The 13362-nt window shown below is 59.6% G+C and carries 11 protein-coding genes; 1 reads left to right on the forward strand and 10 read right to left on the reverse strand.

Going from position 1 to position 13362, the window contains the following annotated elements; genetic code table 11:
* Positions 1 to 33: 33 nt before the first annotated feature.
* From V5B59_RS10555 to V5B59_RS10600, 10 genes are all read right to left on the reverse strand, one after another.
* Positions 34 to 1257, reverse strand: coding sequence for a TIGR03087 family PEP-CTERM/XrtA system glycosyltransferase (locus tag V5B59_RS10555; RefSeq protein WP_332351863.1), 1224 nt, complete (start codon positions 1255 to 1257; stop codon positions 34 to 36).
* Between the two features lie 78 nt (positions 1258 to 1335).
* Positions 1336 to 2538 (reverse strand): TIGR04063 family PEP-CTERM/XrtA system glycosyltransferase, encoded by a 1203-nt coding sequence (locus V5B59_RS10560; protein ID WP_034910303.1) that lies wholly within the window; start codon positions 2536 to 2538, stop codon positions 1336 to 1338.
* A 2-nt stretch (positions 2539 to 2540) separates the two neighbouring features.
* Complete coding sequence (locus V5B59_RS10565; RefSeq protein WP_169069865.1) at positions 2541 to 4481, reverse strand: XrtA/PEP-CTERM system amidotransferase; 1941 nt, start codon at positions 4479 to 4481, stop codon at positions 2541 to 2543.
* Between the two features lie 141 nt (positions 4482 to 4622).
* A complete protein-coding gene (locus V5B59_RS10570; RefSeq protein ID WP_034909812.1) occupies positions 4623 to 5771 on the reverse strand; it encodes a TIGR03088 family PEP-CTERM/XrtA system glycosyltransferase in 1149 nt (382 codons plus the stop codon).
* Positions 5772 to 5844: 73 nt separating this feature from the next.
* Entirely contained in the window at positions 5845 to 7389 is a 1545-nt protein-coding gene (gene xrtA, locus V5B59_RS10575) for an exosortase A (protein ID WP_211203339.1), read from the reverse strand.
* Positions 7390 to 7476: 87 nt separating this feature from the next.
* Positions 7477 to 8562 (reverse strand): FemAB family XrtA/PEP-CTERM system-associated protein, encoded by a 1086-nt coding sequence (locus tag V5B59_RS10580; protein WP_169069864.1) that lies wholly within the window; start codon positions 8560 to 8562, stop codon positions 7477 to 7479.
* Positions 8559 to 9425: an XrtA system polysaccharide deacetylase gene (locus tag V5B59_RS10585; protein ID WP_169069872.1), complete on the reverse strand. Its 867-nt coding sequence runs from the start codon at positions 9423 to 9425 to the stop codon at positions 8559 to 8561. The genes V5B59_RS10580 and V5B59_RS10585 overlap by 4 nt, the downstream gene beginning before the upstream one ends.
* A 19-nt stretch (positions 9426 to 9444) precedes the next feature.
* Complete coding sequence (wecB, locus tag V5B59_RS10590; RefSeq protein ID WP_169069871.1) at positions 9445 to 10590, reverse strand: non-hydrolyzing UDP-N-acetylglucosamine 2-epimerase; 1146 nt, start codon at positions 10588 to 10590, stop codon at positions 9445 to 9447.
* Positions 10591 to 10626: 36 nt separating this feature from the next.
* Entirely contained in the window at positions 10627 to 11715 is a 1089-nt protein-coding gene (locus tag V5B59_RS10595; RefSeq protein WP_169069863.1) for an XrtA/PEP-CTERM system-associated ATPase, read from the reverse strand.
* Between the two features lie 9 nt (positions 11716 to 11724).
* The gene (locus tag V5B59_RS10600) at positions 11725 to 13203 is read right to left on the reverse strand and encodes a TIGR03016 family PEP-CTERM system-associated outer membrane protein (protein WP_332352189.1); all 1479 of its coding nucleotides are present in this window, start codon (positions 13201 to 13203) and stop codon (positions 11725 to 11727) included.
* On the opposite strand from V5B59_RS10600, the gene V5B59_RS10605 reads away from it, so the two are divergent.
* Positions 13115 to 13303 (forward strand): hypothetical protein, encoded by a 189-nt coding sequence (locus V5B59_RS10605; protein WP_248594756.1) that lies wholly within the window; start codon positions 13115 to 13117, stop codon positions 13301 to 13303. The two genes, V5B59_RS10600 and V5B59_RS10605, sit on opposite strands and share 89 nt — an antisense overlap.
* Positions 13304 to 13362: the final 59 nt, after the last annotated feature.

Genomic DNA, 13362 nt, shown 5'->3' on the forward strand with positions numbered 1-13362 from the left:
ATGACCATCAATAACGAGAGCCAGCGGCGTGCATCAGCCAACGGGTGCCAAGCCTTGGCGAAGCTTGGCGTCCAGGTAAGCATCGATACCGGAGAGGTGGGCCTTCCAGCTATAGCGCGCCAATACCTGCTGGCGAGCGGCAAGGCCGATTGCGGCAGCGCGCTCGGGCTCCCGCAACAGTCGTTCAATCTGTGAGAGATACTCGGGAACACTTCCCGCCGTCAGGAAATCTCGCTCGGGAATGGCATCGACTGCGACCGAGCACTCTTGCGAAGCAACAACGGGCAAACCCATGGCCATCGCTTCAAGGACTTTGTTCTGGATCCCGCGTGCCAACCGGAGGGGGGCGACGACGACGGCAGCGTGCCGCAGATAGGGGCGGACATCAGGGACGGTCCCGGTGACCACGATTTGTCTCCTCGCCAGCGCCTGAACCGCAGGAGTTGGGCTGCGTCCGACGATATAGAAGCGCAAGCTGGGCCAGTTCTGCTCCAACTGAGGCAACATTTCCGTCGCGAACCAGGTCACTGCATCAATGTTCGGCCAATAGTCCATGGCGCCGGTAAACACTACTGGCAGATCTTCCTCACGGTACGGTGAAGGAAACACGTGCTCTGGCGAGAAAAAGTCCGCATCTACACCGTTACACATGGCTTCGACCCTGTCCGCGCACTCGGGAGCCAGGCGACAGAACAAATCAGACTCGTTGTCGGTGACGAAAAATGATCGCTCTGCCTGCATCGCCACAGAACGTTCAAAAGCCAACAGGTGCTTGCCTTCCCGCCGGTAGAGCCAGGACATCGGCCAACGGTGCTTGGAGGCATATTGCGTCCACTTGGCCGAGTCGACGTCGACAAAATCGATCAGTTTGCGCAAATGGGGAGAGCCCTGGACATAGCTCGCCATAACCGAAGAAAAGATGACTGTCGTATCGATCTCCTGTTCTCGCAGCGTGCGATCAACCCACGCCTGCAGAGCAGCATTGCGATAATAGGGAAGCGTCAGCGCCTGTTGAGTAAGCAGGCCCCTGAGGCTTGCGAGCCTGGCAATGCTCGGCACCAGACGGGCAACGTGCAGGTCGACGCAATACCGAGACAAGGCACTGATATGAACCTCGTCCTGCGGGTCGTCGATAAAGGTGCCCAAAAAAACGCGGTGTCGAGCCGCCAAATGCTTGAGCAAGTGATAGGAGCGAACCTTGTCGCCCTTGTTGGGAGGATAAGGGAGCCGGTGTACAAGATAGAGGAGATTGGCCATGTGATCGCTCAAACCGGGTTATGCAAAGATGCAACTATCTGGGCCGACGCGAGGTGGCGTCTCGATGGCGACTCGGAATCAGGACAGACTTCGGTCATACCTGGCCAGCGCCCGACGGTAAGCGTCCCGATAGCGTGCAACACTGTTCACCCAGGTGCGCTCGACCTCGACAAAGCGGCGCGCCTGCGCACGAATCTGCGACCAGGACGCCCGCCGCGCCATGATGTCCTCGATTGCCGCTTCAAGCGCAGCGACATCCCCTGCACGGAACAGAAAGCCCGTTTCACCGTGACTGATCAACTCGCGATGTCCGCCGACATCGGAAGCAACGAAGATTCGTCCCTGCGCCATTGCCTCGAGTGGCTTCAGCGGGGTGACCAGTTCGGTAAGCCGCATCGGCAAGCGCGGAAAGGCCAGCACGTCGATCAATTCGTAGTAGCGTTGCACCTCGGTGTGCGGAACACGGCCGGTGAAAATGACATGACCCGGCATACCTGCAGCCGCCACCTGCTCCTTCAGCTTGCTCTCCTGCGGGCCACCACCGACCAGCAGCACGCGCAACTGCGGATGCCGTGGCAGCATCCGTCGTACCGCCTCAACCAGCAAATCAAGGCCTTCATAGCCATAGAAGGAGCCAACGAAGCCCAGGACGGTCGTGCCATCCAGCCCCATCGAGCGGCGAAGCTCAGAATCCGCCTCGACGCCAAACCGGAACAGGTCAACGTCCACGGCGTTCGGGATTACCGTGATACTTTCCGGTGACAGGCCTCGCAGCACCATATCGCCACGCAGACCCTCACAAATTGTCGTCACATGGTCAGCATGGCGAATCGCGAAGGTCTCCATCGCCCGTGAGGCACGATAGCGCAAGCTACCTTCAATGGTTGTGCCATGATCGACCGCAGCATCCTCCCAGAAAGCTCGCACTTCATAGACCACCGGCAAACGGTGGCGTCGCCCGACCCACAGACTTGGCAAGGCATTGAGAACCGGCGAATGGGCATGAATGATGTCCGGTTGTGTGGCCCGAATCAGTTGCTGCAGGCGAGCTGCAGTCAGTCGCATCTGGGCAAGCAAGCCGGAGCCATCGGCATTTGCAGTGCGATGGAAAAGCCAACCATCGACTTCCTCCTGCAACAATGTCCCCGACCCCTGTTTGGGTGTCGTCAGATGAACCGTTTGCCAACCCTGCGCGCGCTGCGCGCGCAGGATGGCCAGCGTGCGGAAAGTATAGCCGCTATGCAGCGGCAAGGAGTGATCGAGGACATGCAGAATTCGCATGCTCATCCCCGTACCTGCGGCTCGGTGGCACCGAGTACTGAGTCCGCCGAGGTGTCGAGCACATTACGCAGGAATGCTTCGAACATCAGCACGGTCCACAAGGGCGAACTGTAGTCGCTCGCTCCCGACTGATGGGCATCGACCAGGTGCTGCAGATAATCCGGATTGAACCAGCCGGTCGCCGCCAGGCGCGGGCCAAGCACGGCTTGGCGAACGCGCTCCCTGAGAGGACCGCGAAACCAGCGGGCCAGCGGCACGGCAAAGCCCATTTTCGGGCGGTACAGGATGTCCTGTGGCAAGCGTGGCTCCATCGCTTTTTTTAGCAGGAATTTGCCTTCCTGGCCGCGCACCTTGAGCGATGAGGGCAGCGTCGCCATCCATTCGACCAGTTCGTGATCCATCAGCGGCTCACGCACTTCGAGCGAGTGTGCCATGCTGGCACGGTCAACCTTGGTATTGATGTCACCCACCAGATAGGTCTTGAGATCGAGGTACTGGATCATGGCCAGAGGATCGTCGGTGTCCGCCCGCCCCGCATGGTAGCGAAAAACGTCCTCGGCGCTGTAGCCGTCGATTTCTTTGCGGAAACGATCGGTAAAAAGCTCGCGGCGCATCGGGCCACGCAGGATCGAAACGGAATGGAAGTAGGCTTCCACCGCAGTTCGCCCCATGCCTTGAAACGTCGTCTTGGCGCGGAACATGCGCGGCGCCCAGTCTGCTTTCGGGTAGACACGGCCGAGCAGACCAAACAGCGGTCGGCGCACGCTATGCGGCATTGCCGAGCGCAGGCGCTCTTCCATGAGGTGTAGACGATAGCGGCGATACCCCCCGAAAGTCTCATCGCCCCCATCGCCCGAGAGGGCCACCGTCACATGTTTCCGTGCCAGTTGGCAGACCCGGTAGGTCGGGATCGACGAGCTGTCGGCATAGGGTTCGTCGTAGAGTCTGGCCAAGGTGTCGATCAGATCGAAGTCGTCGCTGGCGACCATTTCGCTGTGATGGTTGGTTCGATAACGGTTGGCAACCGTTTGAGCAAACGCGGCTTCGTTAAACGCCGGGTCATCAAAGGCGATCGAACAGGTATTGACCGGCTCGGCCGAGAGCCCGGCCATCAGCGCGACGACTGCACTCGAGTCGACACCACCGGAAAGGAAGGCGCCGAGCGGCACTTCCGAGATCATGCGCAGGCGAATCGACTCGCTGAGTTTCTCGTCGAGTTGTGCGCAGGCATCCGCTATCGAACACTGGTTGTCGAGACGGAAACGCAGATCCCAGTATTCTTTGGGCTGTGCAACCGGCAGGCCGCGGCGTAGCGTCAGCGTATGACCTGGCGGCAGCTTTCTGGCCTGCCGGATGATGGTTCTCGGCTCGGCCACGTAACCGAGCGCGAAGTATTCTTCGACTGCCAGCGGATCGATGTCGCGAGCCAGGCCGCCATGGGCCAGCAGGGACTTGAGTTCTGAGCCAAAAAGCAGGATCCCGTCCGGCAGCAGCGCATAGTAGAGAGGCTTGACCGCAAGCCGGTCGCGTGCCAGGAACAGCGTTTCGCGGTTGCGATCCCAGAGGGCGAAGGCAAACATGCCGCGAAAACGTTGAACGCAATCCTCGCCCCAGGCTTCCCAGGCGTGCACGATGACCTCGGTATCGCTACGGGTGTGGAAAACATGTCCGAGTGCCAGCAATTCGGGGATCAGTTCCTGGTAGTTGTAGATCTCCCCGTTGAACACCACGCAAACGCTCTGGTCTTCGTTGTAGAGCGGCTGCTGACCAGTCGACAGGTCGATGATCGAGAGCCGCCGGTGCCCCAGGCCAAGGCCTGGTTCGACATGCAAAGCACCCTCATCCGGGCCACGATGGTGCTGCGACTCGTTCATCCGCATGAGCACGGCGCGATCGATGTCACGCCTGCCCCGAGTATCGAAAATTCCGGTTATGCCGCACATGGTTTGTCTATGTATTCTCGTAGTCAGTGAAAATCTGCTGCTGGCGCAGGCGCATTGTCGAAACGGATGCCAGGCAGGGGGTGGACACGGCATCCGCTGGCGCCGATGGACGATGCACCGCCGCGCATTGCCGGAACCAGGCTAGCGTTGATCACAGAATTCCTCGTATACCGCCTGGTAACCCGCCAGCATTGTCGGCAGGCTGAAACGTCTGACCGCCATCGCGCGCGCATTGCTTCCTTGTGCAGACAGCATCGCTGGCTCAGCAAGATAGCGGCTCAACAAGCGTGTCAAGGCATCGACGTCACCCGGCACAAACAGTTGGCCGTTGACGCCATCTTCGACGAGTTCAAGATTGCCACCGGTAGCTGTCGCGACGAGTGGCAGACCACTGGCCATCGCTTCCAGGAGGGTATTCGAGATGCCCTCCGCCAACGAGGGCAGGACAAAGAGGTCGAAGGTACGCAGCATCTCGGCAACGTTGCTGACACTTCCCGGAAACCAGGTCAGCGCTGAAACGCCCAGGGAATCGGCGAGGCGAATCAGGTTTTCACGCAATGGGCCATCGCCCACGATCACCAGCCTTGCCCTTGACCCGGTCTGAGCACCGTCTCTGACCAGCTTGGCAAATGCCCGCAACAGGGTTTCCTGATCCTTGACTGCCTGTATCCGGCCGACGGTGCCAATCACCATGGCATCCGGACCGGCAAATCTCTCCGGAAGAAACTGCCGTGAACGAAGTGATGAGGGGCAGAAATGCTCCGTGTCGACGCCGTTGATGATCTGGGTCACGCGTTCAGAGGCAATGCGCACGCGCTGCACCAGATAGTTCCTGAGATCACTGGATACCGTGATGTAGCGGTCGATCAACGGCGAGTGCATCCGGCGCAGCAAGACTGGCTTGATTCTTTCCCCATTCAGATCTCTCACATCCCAACCGTGCTCACCATGAATACAGTGCCGAACACCAGCCAGTCTCGCCGGTAACAAGGCATCGAGCCCGGACTGGTTGCGCGAATGAACGATCGTTGGCCGGAGCTGGCGACACAGGTGAAAGATCCCTTGCCTGAGCCGCCAGACCCCGATACGCGAACGGTGCAGGGCAATCACCGGGGTATCGGAGCGGGTCACTCGCAGGCGAAAGTCCGAAAAATCTTCGACACATGCCACCGCGTGACGAAAACGGGATTCCGGCAGATGGTTGATCAGGTTCACCAAGCCATTCTCCAGACCACCCGTGCGCAGGTGATGGATGACATGCAGAATCAGCGGTCTGGTCTCCTGTTTCATGCACGTTCCACACATTCTGGCGGCAAGGCAGAGCGCTCCCGGAATGTCCCGAAGTGCCGGACACACATGTTCATCAGCGGGCTTCCCTGGTCTGTCGCAACGTGCTCTCGATGATCGACCCTGCCGCACCCGCAAAAGCCTCGAGCGTGGCATCCGCCTCGCCAGCCTGATGCTGAAGTGCGTAAATGATGATCACCGCCGAATCGTCGCCCTTGCCGGTCAGCCGCGACAACGCCGTATACACTTTGGCCAAAACGTCGCTCGCAGTCCAGTGGCCGTTAATCCAATACCACTGCCAGACCACCATGCGTGCGTTTCCGGACGAACGCAACTGGGCAGTACGAACCGTGAGTGCCTGCTGGTTGAACATGATCTCTCTCTTTCCACTGCCCACTCTTGCCCATAGGGGATCCACACTGGCCACCAGGACGTTCGTCGAACTGACCAGTTTGCGCTGCTGGTCCTGGTTGCGGTAGTAGCCGAGAAAAAGTCCTGCCACACGGCCGCCGTTCTCAAAGGTCGATTGCGTACTCGCCGAGTAGTTCTCGAACCTGGGCCGCCAGTCGGGCAAGCCTTGTGGGGCATTCTGCCAACCGGCGATCGGCCCGAGCGGGGAAAGCTGGCTGAGCGGGGGAGCCGTGTCGCGATCGATCTGCCATTGCGCGAGCGGCCAGACCGCGGCCACCAGCACGGTTGCGACAGCGGCCAGCCGCACCGCGGAATCCGTACCCGCAGCGGCCACTGCCAAGGGTTTTGCCGATCCTGACGGCAGATCATCTTCGCGCCAGCGCGCACCGATCCAGAACATGGCCATGATCACGAAGCCAAAAAATACCCAGCCATAAATCAAATGGTCGACGCCGACAGCCAAGGTATTATCCGACAGATGGCCGATCATCACGATCATGTAGGCACGCCCCCAGTTGGCAACGATCGGCACCAGGAAGGAGATACCGACAAAGAGTAGTCGCCGTTTCAGGGAGTGATACGTCAGATAGGCAAACAGGGTCCCCACGGTGACCGAAGCGATGAGGTAGCGAACACCACTGCAAGCCTCGACGACCGACCAACTGCCCGAGGGAATCACCAGGTTCTGGCCTTCGCTGTATACCGGTATACCGGTGAGGCGCAAGCCGAGTACCGTAAACTTGGCCGTCCATTCCATCAGTTTCGGCTGGGTAAAGTCGCCGAAAGGTACGGCAAAGAACAGGAACAACAGTGGAAATGCGATGCTGCGTGCGACCACCGGGCCGAGTACTGCCAATACGGCGAAAACCAGCATGAAGACCAGTGCAAACTGGGGAACCACATTGACCGTTGCCACCTCGCCCAGCAGCCAGGCAAAGCCGGCAGTTGCCAACAGGAGAACGGCCGGATAGCAGTGCCTGGGAGCCAGCACGGCAATTCTCTCGCGTATTCGCCAGATCAGCCACAAGGTAATCGGCGGCACGATGAAGCCGTGGGCATAGGTGCCGCTACGCACCCAGATGTCTACCATCGAGAGCGCAGTTTCCCGAAAAATTGCCAGAATCGCGGCCAGGGTCAGGACCACTGCGGGAAGCGCCACTCGCCAGCCCGGGTGAGGGAGCAAGGACGTCGGGCTGGGGGTTTGGTTCATGAACTTGCTTTCCACAGGCACGGAGGTACGGTCATCAGCGATCGGTTCCAGAGGATCGGCGCAGACAGGAATGGCCATCGAGCACACTCAACCCAGGTTACGGACAATGAACGGCCCCAGCCAGTTGGCAAGGCCGATCGGCAGCCGCCGCCAGGCGTCGATCAGGAGCCGGTATTTGACATTCGACGGATTATTCTGCGGGATGGCATCGCGCCCATACAGGCAATATTCGTAAGCCAGCGGCTGCGGCTCGAAGCCCCAGTTCTTCTTGAAGGAAAAGGAACCCGTGCCCTGCTTGCTGCGACCATAGTCGAAAACCTTCAGCCCACGCTCGCAGGAACGGCGCATCAACTCCCAGTACTTGAAATCGTTGGCCGCGAGCTCGCGAGCGGCCAAGGCGTCACCGGCGTAATAGGGCAGCACCTCGTCGCGAAAATAAAAGCTCAGCACGCTGCTCAGCGAACACCCCGTGCCGTCCACGACGGTCAGCACTTCGCAATCGGCAGCGAACACCTGCTGCAGCGCTTCGAAATAACGACGGGGCATTGCTGGCGTGCCATGACGGTGGACGTTGTCGGCGTAAAGCGCGAAAAACCGCCCAGGATCGGCGTCAATCTCGCTGCGCAAACCGTTCTTGATCCCCTTGCGCACCATCGCGCGTTGCTTGCGCGGGATGGCCAGCATGTTGGCATCGACCTCGGGAGCAATGGCCTTGCGGAAGCGGACGTAGAGATCCTGGCGTGGCCATTCCGGATGGCGCGGCTGAATGTTCCGCAGTTCCAGGTGCGCAACCCCAAGGTGTCTGGCGATCGCCTGTGCTTCCCATTCCAGCGCCTCGGCGGCTGCCGGACTGGTGACTGCCACCCCGCCATAGACCGCAAAGGGCAGGGAGACCAGTGAGTTTCCGAAGAGCAGGCTTTTCACCTGTGCCAGCGGCAGAACACCCTCGATGGCACCGGCACGCTCGGCGAAGAGAAAGTATGTGCGATGACCGAAGACCTCGTGCAGGATTCTCTGCCAACCGGACTTGTGGAAAAAGGTGGCCTCCGGACACGCCTCAACGAAGGCGTCCCAGCGTGCAAGCGCGGCCGGGTCGCCGGGGTTCAGGCGCTGGACGCCGAGTGGGGCTGCCAGTCCGGCAGAACGGGGAACTTTCTCGATGCCGGGGTTCATTGCTTCACCACCGGCTCCGCTAGCGGACTATCGAGAAACACCCGATCCACCCTCCCCCATTTGAAATCGGCGATCAATCGCTGCAGGCGCCCTTCGGTGTACTGCAGATTGACGTAGTGGCGAAAGCGCGTCTTGGCACTGATGCCGGTAATGCGCGGCTGCCCGGCATCGATTTCCCAGGGATGAAAATAAAAGATTGCCGGCTGACGATCGCGCTGGTTGACCTGTTGCAGCAGCCAGCGCGACAGCGCATAAGGCAGCAGTCGGAAGTAGCCACCACCGCTGGCTGGCCAGTTGCGGTCAAAGAAGCGCGCGGTGGTCACCGGCAGTTCCAGCAGGCCGGCGCGTACCCGATGCGCGAAGCGCGGCGCATCCGGCATCCCGTAGTGATCATGGTGAATCGGGTAAATGCTCGAACTGTAGCGGTAACCGGCACGTTCGAGGCAGTCGAAAGCCCAGAGATTGCCTTCGCCAATCGAAAAACTCGGCGCCCGATAGCCCCTGACTTCCTGACCCGAGATATCTTCCAGCAGTTTCTTGGCCAGTTCGATGTCCGCAGAGAAAGTGGCTTCGGTCAGATCACTGACACGCTGGTGACCGTAGCCGTGACTGGCCAATTCATGGCCATCGTCGACAATGCGCCGAACGAGACGAGGATAGCGTTCGGCGATCCACCCCAGTGTGAAGAAGGTTGCCTTGGTCTGATTTGCTTCGAGCATCAGCAGGATCCTGTCGACATTCCGTTCGACCCGGCATTCACGTAGATCCCACTGCTCCCTGGGGATATAGGGAGCGAGCGCGGAGACCTGGAAGTAGTCTTCGACGTCGATGGTCAATCCATTGGTGATCGACTGGCCTGGCATCTCGCATGACTCGTCGATTCTAGCTGCTGCGCTGCGCATGATGAGCCATCAGCCAGGTAAAGAGATCAGCGGCGATTCGCTCTGCCGCGTGGCCGTCCCAGAACTCGGGCACACGACCGGTCTTGCCGGCGCCAGCAAGGATTTCGTCGACACCGCAGCGGATCGCGCGCGGTTCACAACCGACGAGGGTATTGGTTCCTTGTACGACGGTGATCGGGCGTTCGGTATTTTCCCGTATCGTCAGGCAAGGCACCCCAAGAGCAGTGGTTTCCTCCTGCAAACCTCCGGAATCGGAGAGTACGAGTTTCGCACCCGCCAGCAGGCCGAGCATCTCCAGGTAACCCTGCGGCGGCAAGAGGACGATACGATTGCTGGCGAGCAGTTCGCCCAGAGCGAAGCGATCGATGTTGGCGCGCGTCCTTGGATGCAGGGCAAAGACCAACGGCACCTTGTCGGAAACTTCGCGCAACACGGTCAGCAAGGGCGCCAAGGTTTCCTCACGATCCACGTTTGACGGGCGATGCAGGGTGACTACACCATAACCGCGCGGATCGTCGACCACAGCAGGATCGAAACCGGCCATCTGCAGGGTCTTCGCTGCGGGGCAGGCGAACTCGCGATTCGACAGCAGCGAGTCGATCATCACGTTGCCAACGAAACACACACGTTCCTCGGCAACCCCTTCGCGTGCCAGGTTGGCGTGCGCGCTGCGCTCGGTGGTGTATAGGCGGTCGGCGATCTGATCGGTCAGAACACGGTTGATTTCCTCCGGCATCCCCCGATCGTAGCTGCGCAGCCCGGCCTCGACATGCACCACCGGCACCGCCTTCTTGGCACAGACCAGGGTACAGGCAAGGGTCGAATTCACATCACCGACGACCAGCACACAGGATGGCTGCTGCGCATCGAGCACTGGTTCGAAACGTCGCATCACTTCCGCGGTCTGCAGGGCGTGGGTTCCAGACCCCACCTCGAGGTTGATGTCAGGATGCGGCAGACGCAGGTCGACGAACAGGCGATCGTTCATGTCCCTGTCGTAATGCTGGCCGGTATGAACGAGCAGCGTCGGCAGCGCCGGACGGTGGGCAGAAAAAGCGCGCAGAATCGGTGCCATCTTCATGAAATTCGGGCGTGCACCGACGACGCAGATCACCGGACCCAGCATAGCGGGCCATGCCTCATTAGCCAAGATGACTCCCTTTCAAGGTTTTGCCCGGGCAGCATCAACCAGTTGCTGGAGCAAGGAAAGAAGTGCTGCATTGTTGCGTTCGAGACGGAACATGCTGCGCTCAATGCGTATCAGGCGCTGCTCGGCCTGCCCATTTTTCAGATCCGAAATCACGCGTGCCGCCTGATCTGCCGTGCTGGCATCCAGGGTCAGTCGCGACAGGTCGATGTCGGGAATGCTGTTGTCCGTCGCTTGCGGGCTGCTTGCCGCATGGCCGGCGTCGACCGGCAAGGGCAATGTCGAAGCCGATTGGGTCTCGTCCTTGATCTCTTTCGCGACTTCCTCGACATCAGCACGCGAGAATTCATTCTTGCCATTGAGAAAACCGGACAGTAGAAGACGGTCGCAATGCGCATTGATGCGTCGAGGCACACCCCCGCTGGCCTCGAACAGCGCCTCGAAAGCCCCCGCATCAAAACGTGGCGAGCCTTTCGATCCAGAACACCGGAGCCGGTGCTCGATATAGGCCTGGGTTTCCTCCTGATCCATCGGACCAATGTGACAGGCGGCAATCACGCGCTGACGCAATTGCTGCATCTGCGGGCTTTGCATGATCTTCCGGAACTCCGGCTGGCCGATCAGGAAACTCTGTAACAGGGCCTGCGTACCAAACTGGAAATTCGAAAGCATGCGCAGTTCTTCAACTGCCCGCGGCGTCAGGTTCTGTGCCTCATCGACAATCAGCAGGCAACGCTTCCCCTGACGAGTGACATCCACCAGAAAGGCCTCGAGGGCAAGCAGCATGTCGGACTTTCCCAGATTCCGGGTCCCGACGCCAAAAGCCCCGGCAACCATCCGCAAAATGTCTTCCGCGTCGAGTTGCGTACTGACCAGTTGAGCGGCCACCACCTTCTCGGCATCGAGGTCGTTGAGCAAGCCACGTACGATCGTCGTTTTACCCGCACCGACCTCGCCAGTAACGACGATGAAGCCTTCGTTCTGATTCAAGCCATACTCGAGGTAGGCCATCGCACGGCGGTGCTGTTTGCTGGCGAAATAGAATGCGGGGTCAGGATTCAGCTGGAAAGGCTTGCTGGTCAAACCGTAGAAGGACTCGTACATAAGGGAGGTTCAGAAATTGTAGGAAAGCGCGCCGGTCAGCGCGTTTTCCGTATAGCCGGATCCGAGCCCAGCGCCGGAGATTGCCCCACCATCGGAAATCACCCGTCGTGCGCCGATGTTCGCATGCGTCTTCGGCGAGATGGTGGTAGTGAACAGCAGATACGCCCCCTGCGTTCTGGTGTCAGACTGGTTGCTCCTCTGACTGATGCTGCGCTGCTGGTTGAGCGAGAGCGAGAGCGACGACAAGCCTGTCAACTGATGCCCCCAGACGATGCCAAATCCGCGTTGCGTGATCTGGTTCGACAGCGAAAATTCATCGGTCAGCCCGTTGACCAGACCCAGCGGCTGTTGCCTGGTTTCGTTTGCGTTCAAGGTCACGGTATTCCGGACGCCGAGCAAGGCAAAGGAGAGCTGTTGTGACTCCTGCAGGGTGGGGCGATTCGTCAGGTACCCATTGACCACCGTGCCGTCGGCCGGAACTCCTCTGCCCTGGAGAATCTGGGAGACCTGCGAGTTGATCGTTTCCGGCGAGGCGCCCGGATTATTGGCGGCGATGATCGCATAATAAGCATTGTAGTTGCTGCCCTGCCCGGTATTCCCGACACCTGCCGGCTGCGACGAAATATTCCTGCTGGCCGTGTAGGTGATCAATGAACGTGCCATCCGATGGCGGAAATTGACGTCGTAGCCATTCCCGAAAAAGCGCTTGCTGTTGGTCGCCGAGAGTTCGGTACGCGGGCCGGGCGTCCACACCAAGCCGAAACCGTGGGTGGTATGCGTCTCCTGGTTCAGACTGACGTAATTCTGCGACTCCTGCCCGCCAATAACGGTAAACCGAATCTGTGGATTGAAGCGATACGAGAGGCTGGCCTGATACTTGGTGTCCTCATAGTCCTTGAGCTGATAGTTGTTGGTCAAGCGATTTGCTTCAAGTGCCCAGCCAAGAGCAGACCAGCGAGTGGTGCCGTTGAGCTTGCCCGACCACTCGCTTGAAGTGGTGTCAGACACCAGACCTGACTGCGAGCTGGTGGTCGTCGCTCGGTAGCGCAGGAGATACTCGGTCGAAGAGAAAAATTTACCTTTGATATACGGAGAGATCGAGTAACTCGATGTTTCAGTCTGGTTGTTATTGACACTGGCATTGCTCGGGGAAACCGTTCCAAACGCCGAAATGTACTGCTGCGTGATGCTCCCGGTGGCGTCGATGAATAACCAGCCCTCCACTGCTTCCAGCATTCCAACCGCACTGAGCGCATTCTGATGGTTATTGGAAGCCGACTTCTGCCCAAGCAGCCGATCGGTGTTCGAATGGCTCGGCGTGTAGATTTGCTCGGTAAGCGTATAGCTCAGTCGCAGACTGGTGCGAGCACCCTTGCCATCGATCGAGATACCCGGCGAGATGGCGGTCACCAGATCGCTCTTCCTGTCGGTGGAAGTCAAAAATACATTGTCGGTCAGGGTTTCCGTTACCGCTATGGTCGGCGTGATCCGCCAATTCTCTGCATGTGCCGAAACGCCCATGCACAGCAATGAAAAACCAAGCAAGGATGCCGAGGCCTGGCAGCAGCGGCCAGAGCTTCGGTCGTGAAAGCGCCGGCCCATCGCTGAACGCCCCCCCCCGCTTTCAGCACATGGCACGCACCCCGT

The sequence above is a fragment of the Candidatus Accumulibacter contiguus genome (assembly GCF_036625285.1).
GTDB classification, from domain to species: domain Bacteria; phylum Pseudomonadota; class Gammaproteobacteria; order Burkholderiales; family Rhodocyclaceae; genus Accumulibacter; species Accumulibacter contiguus.

What these genes read in the sequence shown, in the direction of transcription:
- V5B59_RS10560 (WP_034910303.1), bottom strand. Translation starts at nt 2,538, where the DNA reads ATGCGAATTCTGCATGTCCTCGATCACTCCTTGCCGCTGCATAGCGGC.
- V5B59_RS10570 (WP_034909812.1), bottom strand. Translation starts at nt 5,771, where the DNA reads ATGAAACAGGAGACCAGACCGCTGATTCTGCATGTCATCCATCACCTG.
- V5B59_RS10555 (WP_332351863.1), bottom strand. Translation starts at nt 1,257, where the DNA reads ATGGCCAATCTCCTCTATCTTGTACACCGGCTCCCTTATCCTCCCAAC.
- wecB (WP_169069871.1), bottom strand. Translation starts at nt 10,590, where the DNA reads ATGCTGGGTCCGGTGATCTGCGTCGTCGGTGCACGCCCGAATTTCATG.
- V5B59_RS10580 (WP_169069864.1), bottom strand. Translation starts at nt 8,562, where the DNA reads ATGAACCCCGGCATCGAGAAAGTTCCCCGTTCTGCCGGACTGGCAGCC.
- V5B59_RS10565 (WP_169069865.1), bottom strand. Translation starts at nt 4,481, where the DNA reads ATGTGCGGCATAACCGGAATTTTCGATACTCGGGGCAGGCGTGACATC.
- V5B59_RS10585 (WP_169069872.1), bottom strand. Translation starts at nt 9,425, where the DNA reads ATGCCAGGCCAGTCGATCACCAATGGATTGACCATCGACGTCGAAGAC.
- V5B59_RS10595 (WP_169069863.1), bottom strand. Translation starts at nt 11,715, where the DNA reads ATGTACGAGTCCTTCTACGGTTTGACCAGCAAGCCTTTCCAGCTGAAT.
- xrtA (WP_211203339.1), bottom strand. Translation starts at nt 7,389, where the DNA reads ATGAACCAAACCCCCAGCCCGACGTCCTTGCTCCCTCACCCGGGCTGG.
- V5B59_RS10605 (WP_248594756.1), top strand. Translation starts at nt 13,115, where the DNA reads ATGGCGGTCACCAGATCGCTCTTCCTGTCGGTGGAAGTCAAAAATACA.